We start from the raw sequence: 15,471 nt of genomic DNA, 5'->3' as shown, positions 1-15,471 counted from the left end.
CTGTGGCGAAGCTAAGTAATCATAAAGGTGGGGAATTATCCCACCTTTATGATTGTGCTTTTTTCGTTTCGGAAAATTGGTCCGTTAGACGCGCTGGACCCATAAATAAAATGAGAATAATCGCGATGATGACCGGAATGATCGCCCAAGCAAACATCGTAGCGATCGAGTCTGCTAACGCGTCAACAATTTTTTGCAATACTTCTGGCGGAATATGGGCGCGGGCTTCTTGTGAAAGCAGAACGCGCGTATCGCCAGACGGGTTAAATTGCTTCATCATCGGCATCGCTTTTTCTAATTTGTCCATTAACAGATGGTTTTGAATCGTACCGTAAATCGTTACGCCTAATGTCATACCGATGGAGCGGAAAAAGGTGTTCGTCGAATTTGCGGTCCCGCGCTGGCGCATATCTAGGCCGTGAATCGAAGACATGCTCAATAGCGGGAACGAAAATCCGACGCCGATCCCGGTAATGACCATGTAGATCGTGACGATGGAACGAGCGGTATCTGCCGATAAAGTGCTTAATAAATAAATGCCCGTTAAAAAGAACAGCCCGGAAATAATCATTAAATTGCGATACGACGTTTTAGCCGCAAACCGCCCCCAATTTGGCTGCCGACAACAGAGCCGAGCATCATTGGCGTTAAAATTAATCCAGAGTTTGTCGCAGTTCCGCCATATACTCCTTGAACGAAAATCGGAATAAAAATCGTTCCGAGAATAAACGTTGCGCCGTATAAAAAGCCGATTCCTTGCGCGGTCGCAAAAAGCCGTTTTTTAAACAAATGAAACGGAATGACCGGATCGGTTGCTTTCGTTTCCGCCCAGAAAAACAAGACAAGGAAAACGGCAAAACCACCAAATAAACTAATGATAACAACCGAATCCCATGCGTATTCTTTGCCGCCGAGCTCTAAGGCAAACATAAGGCAAAGAACAGACGACACGAGCAAAATCGCTCCCCACCAGTCAATTTTTTGTTCACGATGTTCTAGTGATTCAAAATAAAATTTACCGATGAAGAAAAGTGACAATAGACCGAGTGGAACGTTGACGTAAAACACCCATCGCCAGTCAATGTAGTCGGTAATATACGCTCCGAGAAGCGGACCGAATACGCTTGAGATGCCGAAAACAGCACCGAACAGACCAGACATTTTTCCGCGCTGTTCCGGCGGAAACGTATCGAACATAATCGTAAACGCGATCGGCATTAAGGCACCGCCGCCTAGCCCTTGAATTGCTCGGAAAACGCTTAGTTGCACCATATTTTGCGCAAGTCCGCAAAGAATCGATCCGACTAAAAAGAGCGTCAAGCCAGATACGTAAAATAGCTTCCGTCCGTACATGTCGGAAAGTTTTCCGAAAATCGGCATCCCGGCGACGCTTGCAATCATATAGGCCGATGTGACCCAAATAAATTGATCGAGCCCGCCAAGTTCTGACACGATTGTTCCCATGGCAGTGGCGACGATCGTATTATCCATCGCTGCCATCAAAATGCCGAGCAATAAACCGATAACGACAAATTTTTTCTTGCTTTCCTGTTTCATCATTGTTTCTCCTTTTTTCCTAAATGAGTAAGCATATATCTATTATAATGAAAGTCTTTATGATGACAACAAAAATGGACTATCCTGTCAACCAACATCATACGATAAAGTGATGGATCTTTCATAAGAGGAGGGGCCGATATGAACCGTTTGGATCCGTATGGGGCGTTTTCGGCATATGTGCCGGGATTTACAGAAATGTTAATCGACTATTACGATCGCGAACAACGCGCGAGAGATCAAGAATTTGATGATATTTGGCGCATCATCCGACCGGCGTTGCAGCCGTTATATGCAACTCTTGGGCAATATTACGTGCCACGCAACGTATCGCGCTATATATTTCGTGTCGTCGTACAAATGGCGTTGCAGCATAAAAACGATGTAAGCGGGTCGCTCGACCAGCGCGTTCAGCAGTTGTTCCACATCGTCAAAACGCAGTCGCCTTGGCTATTTGTCGTATTGCAAGCCTACCGTGTACCAGAAAAAGAAGTGGGGCATCTTGTCAAAACGGTGATTCGCGAAGTTCTCGAGAATATTGGCTATCAGCCAGAACAAGATTGGAGCAAATGGGAAAGCCTTGGCGGGGGGGTATCGTCTGGCCCTGCTGTTGCTTCTTGGAAAGAGAACCGCTTAGACGTCTTTGCGCGCGGCGCGGAGCATGAGCTGCTGCATAAATGGTGGGACGGAGTGCGTTGGAGTGACTGGGAGCACCTAGCGGGAGCATTAACATCGTCCCCCGCCGCTATTTCATGGGGAGAAAATCGGATCGACGTCTTTGCGCGCGGCGCGGAGCATGAGCTGCTGCATAAATGGTGGGACGGGGCGCGCTGGAGTGATTGGGAAAACTTAGGGGGAATATTAACTTCCAGCCCTGCCGTCGCCTCATGGGGAGAAAATCGCTTAGATGTGTTTGCGCGCGGCGAAGATCGGTACTTATACCATAAATGGTGGGATGGCGTACGTTGGAGTGATTGGGAAAACTTAGGGGGGATAATAACATCTGCCCCAGAAGCGGTTTCGTGGGGAGAAAACCGGATCGATGTATTTGCCCGTGGCGCAAAGCGCGAATTGTTGCATAAATGGTGGGACGGAGCGCGCTGGAGCGATTGGGAAGACCTTGGCGGCGTATTAACTTCTAGCCCGGCGGCGGCAGCACGTCGCGCCAATCGCCTTGATGTATTTGCCCGCGGAGCGAATCATGAACTGCTTTATAAATATTGGGACGGGCAACAATGGAGCGACTTTGTCCATCTTGACGGTCGCATCACCTCCGAACCGGCTGCGATTTCATGGGGGAGAAACCGGATTGATGTCTTCGCCCGCGGCGAGCGTCATGAGTTGCTTCATCGCTGGAAAGGGTAACGAGCAGAACACGCTTGGAACGAATGCCAAGCGTGTTATTTATTTTTCTAAAAAATGAATGCACGAGAGAAAAAGGCTATCCAGTGTTTAATCGTATATATGATTTCTAACCGCTTAATCCGTGAAAGGGGCGGAACGGTTCATTATACGAGCCAGCCTAGACAAAGAAATGTGCGTGGAAATTATATTGTCGCTCGCAAAATAGCTTGATAAGACAAACCGCTGAAATCATATACATGAAGAAAAAAGTGAAAGGGATGAGAAGATGGCGAGAGCGGTTTGGGGAGTGGATTCAGCGGCAAGGGTGACAGAGCAGTTGTTTTATTGCGTCAAAAATGAACTTGGCTACCCGAAGTTTTGGGGGCGTTATTTAACCGATGTGCCGAACGTTTCGGACGGATTAACGCGGCAAGAAATCACGTTGTTGCGAAACTACGGTGTTCACATTTTACCGATTTATAACGCGTTTCGCCAGGCGACAGGTTTTTCCAACGGTCAAGTTGCTGCCCGCAACGCCGTTTTTCACGCGCGACGGCTCGGGGTTCCGAAAAACAAAGTATTGTTTGCCAATATCGAAGATTTTTTTGTCGTCGATGCTGCTTGGATTCGTGCGTGGGTGGAAACGTTGTATCCGACGGGATATCGTCCAGGGCTTTATGCTGACCCGACAAAAGGCGATTTTGCAAAAGCGTATTGCGAGGCAGTGCAACAACAGAATAAAGTGGCTGTCCAAGCGATTATTTGGAGTTCAGCGCCAAGGCCGGGAACGACGAAAGAACAGCAGGCGCCAAAATATGCACCAGCTTCACCAAATTGCAAGGCGAATGTATGGGCATGGCAATATGGGCGCGACGCGGAAGCTTGCTCAGTCGACACAAATTTAGCAGATCGTCGATTGCTTGAATTGTTGTATTAAAGGTTGCCGTTTCAAAAGGCAACCTTTTTGATTTTACAACATGATAGAAAAATGTTTCTTCTTTTCTTTCGACAAAATATAATGAACATAGGCATATTATAAAGAGGAGATGTCATACAATATGGAAAAGCAAGAAATTTTATTAGAGAGCGGGACAAATGAACTAGAAATTGTCGAATTTTTAATCGGGGAGAACCAGTTTGCGATTAACGTCATGAAAGTGCGGGAAATTTTAAATCCAGCTCCGATTACAAAAGTTCCACACTCGCATCCACATATCGAAGGAATTATTGAATTGCGAGGCGAGGTGCTTCCTGTTATTGATATGGCAAAAGCGCTTGGACTGCCGCCGTCGGAAACGCCGGCACAAGATAAATTTATTGTTGCAGAATTTAATCAGCAAAAAGTCGTCTTCCACGTACGTAATGTAACGCGCATCCATCGCATTTCTTGGAAACAAATTGAAAAACCTTCGCAAATGTACCAAGGGCTAGATGGGCAAGTTATTGGTGTGGTTAAGTTAGAAGGAAAAATGATTTTACTTCTCGATTTTGAAAAAATGATCGTTGACATTAACCCTGAATCAGGAATCAACGTTCAACAAGTAAAAAAGCTTGGAAAGCGGGAACGTTCGAACAAAAAAATTGTCGTGGCAGAAGATTCTCCGCTGTTGCGGAAGCTGTTGCACGATACGCTTGCCGAAGCGGGATATGTGTTTGTTGAATTTTTTGAAAACGGTGAAGAGGCGCTTCATTATTTACAGTCAGTCGTAACACAAGGAAAACCAATTGAACAAGAAGTACAGCTTGTCATCACCGACATCGAAATGCCGCAAATGGACGGTCATCATCTAACGAAACGTATTCGCGAAGATGAACATCTAAAAAAACTTCCGGTCGTTATTTTCTCATCGCTCATTACGGACGATCTTCGGCATAAAGGGGAAAAAGTGGGGGCGACCGCGCAAGTAAGCAAGCCGGAAATCGGCGAGTTAGTGAAAGTCATTGACCAATACATTTTATAATGGTCCATCGTAATATAGGTAAGGGGATCGTTTATGGATAAATATAAACAATATTTTTTAAAAAATATACGAAAAAAATTAGAAGAGTGGGAAACGGTACCCTCTATTTCTCATAATGAAGTGTATCGATTTCTTCACTCGATTGCTGGAACGGCCTCGATTATCGGATTTGATGAAATAGGAAGCAAAGCTCGAAAGCTGATGAACCAGTTGAACGAAACAGACGACAAACAATGGACGATAGAGGAAGTAAAACAATATTTATTCGAGATTATCGAATGGTTTGATGAAAACAAAAAAGATGCACCAGTTTCGTTTACTGATAAAGGGAATAAGTATGGAGACAAACCGGTCATTTTACTCATTGACGATGATACGTCGTTTTTAATGTATATGAAAGAACAGCTTGAGAAAGTCGGCTGGTATGTGGCGGCGATTGCGAATCCGCAAAAAGCGATTACTTCTTTTTATGACGTGCGGCCGGATTGCGTCGTCATCGATATTCATATGAAAGAAACGGACGGCTTTGCCGTGCTAGAATTTTTAAAAGAAAAGCTAAAACAGCAGTTTATCCCCACGATAATGGTCAGCGTTGATAGCAGTAAAGCTGTGCGGATAAAAAGTTACGAAATGGGCGCGGACGACTTTATTCAAAAGCCGTTCGATTTAGATGAATTTATCGTGCGCGTAAAACGGCAACTGGAACGAAAAAAACATATTGATGAAATGTTGTTGCTTGATGAATTAACGCACGTCTATAACCGAAAGTATTTAAAGCAAGCATACGCACTGTTGCAAAGCGACTGGCAACGCTCACAAGAACCGTTTTGTTTAGCGGTGTTGGATCTCGATCATTTCAAACAAGTGAATGACCGTTACGGCCATTTAGTCGGCGATGTTGTTTTGCGGGAATTTGCCCGGTTTTTAAAGCAAGGAACACGCGTGAGCGACATTATCGTCCGCTTTGGCGGGGAAGAATTTGTTATTTTGTTTCCAAAAACACGTCGTGAAGAAGCAAGCGAAGTGGTCAACCGATTGCGTGAACAGTTCGAGTGCCACTCGTTTCGAGAAGGTGGTACCGCGTTTTCGCGCACGTTTTCCTGCGGAGTGGTGGAAATTACGGATGCAAATGAGCCGTTGGAACATTGGCTGCGTCTTGCTGATAACGCTCTATATGAAGCGAAAGAGAACGGCCGCAATCGGGTAGTAAGTGCAACACCTTCGCAAGAAGCAGTTCACCAAAAAATTATCAAAATTGCCGTTGTCGACGATGATCCGATTATGCGAACGATTATTACCGATATTGTCACGAAATTGCCATGTGAACGAAAAACGAAGCACGAGTTGCAAACGTTTAAGGATGGCGTTGAATTTATTGCATCGAACTGGCATCGAGAGCATTCGCCGTGCTTAGTCATTTTGGACGGCGTGATGCCAAAAATGGACGGGTTGGAAGTATTGCAGTGGATTCGCCAGCAAAAACGGTCGGATCGTTATAAAGTCATTATGCTCACGTCAAGGCGAAGTGAGAACGATATTGCCCGTGCGCTTGAGCTTGGGGCAGACGATTATATTACAAAACCTTTTAAATTGCTCGAGCTTGAGGCAAGAATTTGCCAAATGATGAAGAGGATGAGTTAAGTGAAGCAGACGGAGCTATTTTATTTTGCGATTGGATTAGTGAGCTTACTCATCATATTAACAAGTTTGTTTGTTTATCTTGTTGTTCAAAAGGTGATAGAAAACGAGAAGCGGCGAAAAATTAATGAATATAAAGAGCGTTACCAACAGACGATATTTCGATATTTGAATGAAGGAATAGGAGAAGGGGAACTTTCCTGCCGTTCCTCGCTTAAGCAACAGGCGTTAATGGAGCTTTTAGAACATTTTTCAAGCGTGTTAGCGAGCAAACATATTCAAGAGCGGATTCGCCAATTTGCTGAAACACACTTTCAAAAGCGAATTCGGGAGCAACTCATGCATCGACGCTGGAGCGTGCGGATGAACGCACTGTTTTTTATTGAAGATTTTCGAATGAAAGCAATGATCAACGATATCAAACGTTTATATCACTCGCGAAAATTGACGAAAAGTGAAGAAGTACAAATTTTGAAAATATACGCTATATTTGATTACCGAGATCTTTATGAACGGATGGTTGCTCCTAAGTATCCGCTGACGGAATTTGCGTATCGTCTCTTGTTTCGCTATATGAGCGACGATATGCTTTCTTATGCGGCTGAACGTTTTTCGAAATGGCCGCCCATCATGCAATATGCGTTCATTGACATCATCGGAATCCGCAATCGAAGCGAGTATGGACCTTTTCTCGAGCGCCTTTTAACGAATGAATCGCCGGAAATTCGCATCCGTTCTTTAAAAGCGATCGCGGCGATGGGCTATTTTCTCGATGTTTCAAAGCTTAAGCTCCATTTAGCTTCACCACACTGGCAAGAGCGGCTGATGGCGATTAAAGTATGCGGTAACATTCGTGCAAATGAGCTGATTCCGCAACTCGTTCGGCTATTATGCGATGAAACGTTTTCTGTTCGCTCACAAGCAGCCCAGTCGTTATTGCGAATGGAACAAGGCATAGAGGTGTTAAAAGAAGTGGCGGCTGCTTCCGATGACCCTTATGCTCGCGATATGGCTCAAGAATGGCTAGAAAGAGGATTGGAAACATGGCGATAAATGATCAATGGTTAACGTTTCTTTCGATTGTCGGCTGGTTTGTGTTTGCGTTTATGGTAGCTGTCATCGCCTTTTATTCATTTCTATTGCTCGTTTCATTGTTTCAACTTCGCAGATCGTACCAATTAGATGAGTGGGAGCCATACGAAGAATTGCTCGACGTTAGTTACGCCAAACCGATATCGATTTTAGTTCCGGCCTATAATGAATCCGCCGGAATTTTTGGGACGGTTCGTTCGCTTTTAAGCATTGAATACCCAGAGTACGAGATTATTGTCATTAACGACGGTTCGACCGATGATACACTCGCCAAATTAATCGAGTCGTTTCAACTCGTGCGCACGAACCAAGTCATTCGCCAACAATTAAAAACAAAACCGGTGAGAGCGGTGTATCGTTCAAAACTGTATCGGCATTTGCTAGTCATTGATAAAGAAAACGGCGGCAAAGCCGACGCGTTAAATGCGGGCATTAACGTGTCGCGCTATCCATACTTTTGCTCGATTGACGGAGATTCCGTATTAGAGCGAATCGCGTTTTTGAAAGTGATGAAGCCAATTATTGATTCGGACGGTGAAGTAATCGCTTCTGGCGGCAGCATCCGCATCGCCAACGGCTGTGAAATTGAGCGAGGCGAAATCGTTAAAGTCGGTTTATCGCGTCACCCGCTTGTCGTGATGCAAGTGATTGAATATTTGCGCGCTTTTTTAATGGGGCGAATCGGCTTAAGCCGCCACAACCTATTGTTAATTGTGTCCGGCGCGTTCGGCGTTTTTTCGAAACGATGGGTGATTGAAGCGGGTGGATATGCACATACGGTCGGGGAAGATATGGAATTGGTCGTAAGGCTTCACCGTTTAATCAAAGACCGAAAAGAAGATCGAAAAATTGTGTACGTTCCCGACCCAGTATGCTGGACCGAAGCGCCAGAATCGATCAAATATTTGCGACGGCAACGGCGTCGCTGGCATCGCGGACTATTTGAAAGCTTATGGATCCATCGCCGCCTCATTTTTAATCCGAACTATGGGTCCATTGGGCTTGTATCGATGCCATATTTTCTGATCATTGAATTTTTAGGACCTGTTGTGGAATTATTAGGTTACATTGTCATGGTCATATCGCTATTTTTAGGCGGCGTTTATATGGAGTTTGCGATTTTACTATTTTTATTATCGGTCGTATATGGTTCGATTTTTTCGATGGCTGCCGTACTTTTAGAAGAATGGACGGTGCGTAAATTTCCGAACGTATCCGATCTCGTTCGCCTTTTCTTTTTTTCTTTAACGGAAACGTTATGGTACCGCCCGCTGACTGTATTATGGCGGTGTGAAGGAATCATCGATGTGCTTCGTAAAAAGAGAGGATGGGGAGAAATGGTGAGAAAAGGTGTGTCAAAATGAGGAAGAGAAGATTCGTATGGTTTTTTGTTTATCTTGGGGCGATTGTTGCACTTGTTTCGTCTCCGTATTGGCTTTGGCAACTAAAGCCGGCGAAGCAACTGAATCTACTGGTGATTGATAAAACGGTTCCAGACAATTCATACCGAGAACATAAAGGGCTTATGTGGATATTGAATCAACAAAAATACGTCAAACCTGACGGAACGAAATATGATTTAAAATGGGATTACATCGGTTTTGTTCCAAAGCAAGGGACATATGATGTCAAACATCTTCCTCGTTCTCTTGCCCGTTATGATGCCGTATATGTGACAGATACGTACGGCGTATATGAAGAAGAGTTTTTGAAAAAAAGTAAAACGGGTCGGCGCTCTGCCAAAGTATACGGGGGCATGACGGAAGACGATGTTCAAGCGCTTCGCAAGATGGTCATGCGCGACCGGAAAGTGTTGATTGCGGAGTTTAACTCGTTTGCCCATCCGACATCTGAAAGTGTCCGCAAGCAATTTTATGCTTTGTTGAATCTCGAATGGACGGGATGGATTGGGCGATATTTTCCGGACTTGCAAAGCAGCGAAGTGCCGGTTTGGGTGAAAGAAAACTACAAACAGCAATACGGCCGTCCGTTTCGCTTCCAAGGGCCGGGCTATGTGCTCGTCGATGAGAATGATCGCCTTGTCGTCATGGACAAACGCGAGATCGGCAAGAAAGGAGTAGTTTTTTCCTATACGAAAGCTGGAGAAAAAAAATGGGGAGAAAGCGGAAGCGTTCCTTATTCGTATTGGTTCGATATCGTTAAGCCACTAGATGAAAACGAAGTGTTAGCGACGTATACGCTTTCGCTATCGAAACGAGGAAAAGAAACGTTGCGTGCGCTCGGGTTGCCAAGCACGTTTCCAGCAGTTGTTCACCACGTGAACCGCTTATATGAGTCGTACTATTTTTGCGGCGATTATGCGGATGAAGCGGATGTGCCGAACATTTATCAGACGGTTGGATTCAATACGTGGCGGAAATGGACGACTTCTAATAGTCCAGACAACACATCGGTTTTTTATTGGAAAGCGTATGTTCCGATGATGACACACGTATTGCAAGAGATTGAGCAACGAAACGTCAAGCCGCTGCAAACGGTGCAAATCTACAAAAAGAACAGCATTCGTCTCGCTGGAACGGTTGGGAATGATTACATTCAAATTTATAAAAACGGAAAATGGAAAAACATTCTCATTAAAGGAGTAAACATGGGAATTTCCAAACCGGGGGCGTTTCCGGGGGAAACGGCGATCACAAAAGAGGAGTATTTCCGCTGGTTTAAGCAAATCGGCGCAATGAATGCGAACGCCGTCCGCGTCTATACGATTCACCCGCCAGCGTTTTACGAAGCACTCTACGAATATAATCAAATCGCCGCTCGTCCGCTTTATTTATTCCATGGCGTCTGGGTAAATGAAGAAACGTTTTTGCGGACAAACGATGCGTTCGCAAAAGAAAATACGGACGAATTTTGGGCAGAAATCAAACGGACGATTGACATTGTGCACGGAAAAGCGAATTTGCCGAAGCGACTAGGACATGCGAGTGGGACGTATCGCTATGACATTTCGCCGTATGTGCTCGGCTGGATTTTCGGAGTTGAGTGGGATCCGACCGTTGTGTTGGCGACAAATGAAAAACATAAAGGGCTTCCTGATTATCGCGGGACATACATTTATACCGAAAAAGCGCAGCCATTTGAAGTTTGGCTGGCGCGCATGCTCGATGAAGCGATCGCTTATGAAACGAAGACGTATCATTGGCAACGGCCGGTCAGTTTCACGAACTGGGTCACGACTGATTTATTGAAACATCCGAGCGAACCGCTTAAGAAAGAAGATATGGTTTCTGTTAATCCGAATGTCATGAAAAGCACAGACAAATTATATACCGGTTTATTCGCTTCTTATCATATTTATCCTTACTATCCGGATTTTTTGAACTATGAAAAGAAATACGTCAATTATATTGACCATCGCGGACAAAAAAACAACTATGCCGGCTATTTGCGCGATATGAAAAAAGCTCATCATATGCCGATTTTAGTGGCGGAGTTCGGCGTCCCTTCGTCAAGGGGGATGACGCATCGGAACGTATACGGGATGAACCAAGGATTTCATTCTGAGAAAGAACAAGGCGAAATCGACCGAAAGCTGTTTGAAGATATTGTGCATGAAAAAATGGCCGGTGGTCTTGTATTTACATGGCAAGATGAATGGTTTAAGCGGACGTGGAACACGATGGACTATGATAACCCGAACCGCCGACCGTTCTGGTCGAACGCGCAAACAAACGAGCAACAATTTGGTTTGTTAAGCTTCGACCCTGGAAAAAGCGAAACGGATATGATCAAAGTTGATGGTCGAGCGGAAGACTGGGAGTTCAAACGAGTGAAGCCGGCGTTTCAAGAAAATAATCATGCGATGTACGTTACAAGCGACGAACGGTATTTGTATTTGCGCATCGATACGAATCGGATTACAAAAAATAAAGAAACGTATGTGCTGTTTAACACGATCAAAAACCAAGGCCAATCCCGTATTTTGCATATACCGGGAGTGAAAACGTCTGACGTTGATTTCGTTCTTGCGATCAAAGGGACGAACAAAGCAAGATTATGGGTAGACAGTTATTACGATACGTTTTATTATCATTACGGATATCTTTTACACATGATTCCGCAAGTGCCGTATGCGAATAAAAAAGATAATGGCGTGTACCATCCGATTCTCTTAACGTTGAATAAAGAGCTTGACATTCGTGGAACGAAAATTCCGTTTCAATCGTATGAAACCGGCATTTTCCGATTCGGAACGGCCAATCCGAATGACGCTGCCTACAACTCTCTCACTGATATTAGTGTCAGCGCGGATCGAACGATGTATGAAATCCGCATTCCGTGGCTACTTTTAAACATAAAAGATCCGAGCATGCGGGAAGTGATGGGTGATGTTTGGTCGAAAAATGGGTTAGCTAGCAGCGAACACATTGACGGCATTCGCATTGGTCTATATGAAACGGACGGAAAGACGACGTTCGCTTATCCAGCGCTGAACAATGCGGTGCTGCCTGCGGAGCAATTTTATCGATATGAATGGCGCACGTGGGAAGAGCCGAACTACCACGAGCGGCTCAAACAATCGTATGAAGAAATGAAAAAAATATTTTCAAGGGAAGGAGAAGAAAAGTAATGGCGAAAATTTTGCTTGCGGAAGACGAAGAAGTACTGCGCATGCTCGTTTTCGATACGTTAGAAGATGAAGGATATGACATTGACGAAGCGTGCGACGGGCAAGAAGCGATCGAGCTGATTAAAGAAAATGATTATGATTTAATTTTGCTTGATTATATGATGCCGATTTATACAGGGCTTGAAGTCATTCAGCAAGTGCGGAGCATTCCGGAGAAAAAGCATGTCAAAATTATGATGCTGTCAGCCAAAAGTCAGCAAGCTGATCAGCAGCGTGTGCTCGAAGCCGGCGCCGATTATTTTATGGCAAAGCCGTACAGCCCGATTGAATTAGTGAAACGGATTGAGGAGATTTTACATGGAGAAAATTAAGCGTTATTTTCACAAAAGTTTAGCACGGCAGTTCATCGGGTTAATGGGCGGATTTATTGCGATCTTTTTCGTTGGTGCCTCTCTATTGCTTTTTTATCAACAATCGACAACAAATGACTTTGAAAGGAAACGCGAGCAGATCGAAAAAAAAGAAAAATATGTGGAACAACTAGATCGGGCGTTTACGCAAGCGTTTTTAGATGTGCGCGGTTATTTGGCATTTGGCCGAAAAGAGTTTAAACAAAGCGTTTTTCGTCAAAAAGAGGCGGTCCTTCTAACATTAAAACAGTTAAAACCGTTAGCGCATACAACAGAAGATCAACAATTTTTAGATGCGGCTGATTCATTTGCTACGTATTATTTCGATCAGTTAGTGAAACAAGCGATTATGGAATTTGAAAACGGCAATATTCAGGCGGTATTGAAGATTTCGGAAAACGGCGGGACCGCTGCGATTGAACAATTTCAAAGACAACTCATGGACTATCATCAAACATTGAAAACGCAATTAGATGATGAATATGTTAATTTCATAACAAAGCAAACAAAAAGCCAAATGGCGTTTGTCGGGCTTATTTTGTTGATACTCCTTGTTTTAATGATCATTATTCGCATGATGACGAAACAAATTGGAAAGCCGCTTACTGAATTTGCGATAGCAGCAGAGAAGTTTGCCAACGATGAAGAATATCGGGAGTGGCCGCTTTTAAGCGAACGAAACGATGAAATTGGAAAATTGTCACGAGCGTTCCAAAAAATGATTTATAGCATTCAAGAAAAAGAAGAAAATTTAGTCGCGCAAAACGAAGAATTACTAGCTCAACAAGATGAGCTAGAGTCGCAACAAGCGGAGCTTGAGCAAGCGCTAGAAATGATGCAGCTAAGGGAACAAGAATTAAAGCGGCGCAACGACTTTATTAATGGGCTGTCCAATTCATTAAAAAAACAAGAAGTGCTCGACAGCATCGTTTGCAATATGTGTAAAGTGATGGATGCGGACCGCGGCATGATCGTACTATTGAATGAGCAAAAATCGCATTCCGCATTCGGGCTGTCCGAACAAGGAGTTCAGCAATTTTTAGCCTATATGGATAACGGGCTATCCCAGCGGCTATTGAAGACGAAACAGTCGTTTGCCGTGAAGCGAGAATTGCCGGCTTCGGAAAAAAGCTACTATGAAGAAACGCTATATTCGTACGATTTATTGTTGCCGGTGCTTTCTGCGGAGCAAGAAGTGGAAGCGGTCATGATGTTCAGCCGTTTCAGCGGCGAATTTTTGCCGTATGAAATCGAAGAATACGAACGGCTGGCGAAACAAGTATCGATCTCTTTGCAAAAAATCCGATTATACGAAGAGTCGGAAAAAGATCGCCGCATGACGCAAGATATTTTAAATAACATTCAAGAAGGCATTCAACTTGTCGATAGGAACGGCGTGAATTTAATGATGAATACGCAGCTTGCGAACTTTTTAAAAGTGGATGTGAACACCATTTCCCAAACTCCGTACGAACAGTGGAAGGAACTGCTTCTTCAAAAAGTAGTAGATGAAAAAAATTTGTCCCAATATTTAGATAATGTTCTTTTTCACGCTGGGAACGAAATAAAATCGTTTACGTACCACGTCAAAGACGAGAAGAAAGTGATTCAAATGTACGCGGAGCCGCTTTACCGTGGAACAGAACGGTTCGGGATGATTTTTGTCCACCGCGATATTACGAAAGAATTTGAAGTCGATCAAATGAAGTCGGAGTTTGTTAGTACAGTCAGCCATGAATTGCGTACCCCGCTTTCTAGTGTGCTTGGATTTACGGAATTAATGTTAAATAAAGAGTTGAAACCGGAGCGACAACGGAAATATTTAACGACCATTTATCAAGAAGCAAAACGGCTGACGGCGCTTATTAACGACTTCCTTGACGTGCAGCGCATGGAATCAGGAAGACAAACGTATGACAAAAAATACGAAGATATCGTTCCGATTATCCAAAATGTCATTGAAACGCAAAAAGTAAACACGGCCATTCATCAGTTTGTGGTCGAGAAGGAAACCGACCGGACGATCGTGCTCGGTGACCGCGATAAATTAGCGCAAGTGTTCACGAATTTAATTAGCAATGCGGTGAAATATTCACCGGATGGTGGTACGGTGACGGTGCGCATTTATGAACAAGGAGATCGACTAAACATTGATGTAGTAGATGAAGGGCTTGGCATACCAGCGGAAGCGATGCCTCATTTATTTACGAAATTTTATCGCGTCGATAATTCCGACCGCCGCCGCATTGGTGGAACGGGGCTTGGCTTGGCGATTGTGAAAGAAATTGTCAAAGCGCATGACGGAGAAGTAACGATTACGTCCGAAGTGAAAAAAGGAAGCACATTCACGGTACGTTTGCCGCTTGTTGCTGTTGAGATGGATCATGGTAGCGATGCACAGACTGACCGTGGAGTGAGTGTTATCATCGTGGAAGATGATCGAAATTTAGCCTCGCTATTAGAAGCTGAGTTATCGGATAGCGGTTTTAATGTGAAGAGTTTCAAAAACGGAAAAGAAGCGATTGAAGCGATGAAAGCGATGAAACCGGCCGCTGTTGTTCTCGACATTATGCTCGAAGAAGGCGAAATGTCGGGATGGGACGTACTGAAGGAAATGAAAGTAGATAAAGAACTTTCTTCAATTCCGATTGTTATTTCGTCCGCGCTTGAGGAAACAGAGAAAGGATTGACGCTTGGAGCAAGCGATTATCTCGTCAAGCCGTATCAACCGAGCCAGCTTTCAAAAACGATTTTGCAAATTTTACTGAAACAAGAACGGCATGGAGAAATTTTAGTGCCGGTTACCGATGAATATGATCGCGACGAAGAAAAAAGCGAATAAGTGACGATAAGACTGCCTTTTGTTCATAAAAAGGCA

General features: G+C 44.2%; 9 protein-coding genes and 1 pseudogene. 9 read left to right on the top strand and 1 reads right to left on the bottom strand.

Features of this window, described 5'->3' with window-relative positions:
- Positions 1-46: 46 nt before the first annotated feature.
- Positions 47-1,560, bottom strand: a pseudogene (locus M4I42_RS01705) (MDR family MFS transporter).
- Positions 1,561-1,698: 138 nt separating this feature from the next.
- Here M4I42_RS01705 and M4I42_RS01700 point away from each other — a divergent pair.
- The 9 genes from M4I42_RS01700 to M4I42_RS01660 all read left to right on the top strand — a co-directional run bounded on the left by M4I42_RS01700 (position 1,699) and on the right by M4I42_RS01660 (position 15,435).
- On the top strand, positions 1,699-2,922 hold the full coding sequence (locus tag M4I42_RS01700) for a sialidase (protein WP_268850533.1): 1,224 nt from the start codon (positions 1,699-1,701) through the stop codon (positions 2,920-2,922).
- A 265-nt stretch (positions 2,923-3,187) separates the two neighbouring features.
- On the top strand, positions 3,188-3,838 hold the full coding sequence (locus M4I42_RS01695) for a glycoside hydrolase domain-containing protein (protein WP_268850532.1): 651 nt from the start codon (positions 3,188-3,190) through the stop codon (positions 3,836-3,838).
- Positions 3,839-3,959: 121 nt separating this feature from the next.
- Entirely contained in the window at positions 3,960-4,862 is a 903-nt protein-coding gene (locus M4I42_RS01690; protein ID WP_268850531.1) for a chemotaxis protein, read from the top strand.
- 33 nt (positions 4,863-4,895) lie between these two features.
- Positions 4,896-6,503, top strand: a complete 1,608-nt coding sequence (locus tag M4I42_RS01685; RefSeq protein ID WP_268850530.1) for a diguanylate cyclase — start codon at positions 4,896-4,898, stop codon at positions 6,501-6,503.
- Positions 6,504-7,553, top strand: coding sequence for a HEAT repeat domain-containing protein (locus M4I42_RS01680; protein WP_268850529.1), 1,050 nt, complete (start codon positions 6,504-6,506; stop codon positions 7,551-7,553).
- Positions 7,544-8,956 (top strand): glycosyltransferase family 2 protein, encoded by a 1,413-nt coding sequence (locus tag M4I42_RS01675; RefSeq protein WP_268850528.1) that lies wholly within the window; start codon positions 7,544-7,546, stop codon positions 8,954-8,956. The genes M4I42_RS01680 and M4I42_RS01675 overlap by 10 nt, the downstream gene beginning before the upstream one ends.
- Entirely contained in the window at positions 8,953-12,183 is a 3,231-nt protein-coding gene (locus M4I42_RS01670) for a hypothetical protein (protein ID WP_268850527.1), read from the top strand. Before M4I42_RS01675 ends, M4I42_RS01670 begins: the two co-directional genes overlap by 4 nt.
- Positions 12,183-12,554 carry a response regulator transcription factor gene (locus M4I42_RS01665; RefSeq protein ID WP_268850526.1) on the top strand — a complete coding sequence of 124 codons (372 nt, stop codon included), beginning with the start codon at positions 12,183-12,185 and terminating at the stop codon, positions 12,552-12,554. Before M4I42_RS01670 ends, M4I42_RS01665 begins: the two co-directional genes overlap by 1 nt.
- Positions 12,541-15,435 carry an ATP-binding protein gene (locus M4I42_RS01660; RefSeq protein WP_268850525.1) on the top strand — a complete coding sequence of 965 codons (2,895 nt, stop codon included), beginning with the start codon at positions 12,541-12,543 and terminating at the stop codon, positions 15,433-15,435. The genes M4I42_RS01665 and M4I42_RS01660 overlap by 14 nt, the downstream gene beginning before the upstream one ends.
- Positions 15,436-15,471: the final 36 nt, after the last annotated feature.

The sequence above is a fragment of the Anoxybacillus sp. J5B_2022 genome (genome assembly GCF_026847645.1).
Taxonomy (GTDB): Bacteria; Bacillota; Bacilli; order Bacillales; family Anoxybacillaceae; genus Anoxybacteroides.
This window is presented reverse-complemented; position numbering and strand designations above follow the sequence as displayed.

Coding starts and splice junctions, on each gene's coding strand:
- M4I42_RS01665 (WP_268850526.1), top strand. CDS start 12,183: ATGGCGAAAATTTTGCTTGCGGAAGACGAAGAAGTACTGCGCATGCTC.
- M4I42_RS01660 (WP_268850525.1), top strand. CDS start 12,541: ATGGAGAAAATTAAGCGTTATTTTCACAAAAGTTTAGCACGGCAGTTC.
- M4I42_RS01675 (WP_268850528.1), top strand. CDS start 7,544: ATGGCGATAAATGATCAATGGTTAACGTTTCTTTCGATTGTCGGCTGG.
- M4I42_RS01700 (WP_268850533.1), top strand. CDS start 1,699: ATGAACCGTTTGGATCCGTATGGGGCGTTTTCGGCATATGTGCCGGGA.
- M4I42_RS01695 (WP_268850532.1), top strand. CDS start 3,188: ATGGCGAGAGCGGTTTGGGGAGTGGATTCAGCGGCAAGGGTGACAGAG.
- M4I42_RS01670 (WP_268850527.1), top strand. CDS start 8,953: ATGAGGAAGAGAAGATTCGTATGGTTTTTTGTTTATCTTGGGGCGATT.
- M4I42_RS01685 (WP_268850530.1), top strand. CDS start 4,896: ATGGATAAATATAAACAATATTTTTTAAAAAATATACGAAAAAAATTA.
- M4I42_RS01690 (WP_268850531.1), top strand. CDS start 3,960: ATGGAAAAGCAAGAAATTTTATTAGAGAGCGGGACAAATGAACTAGAA.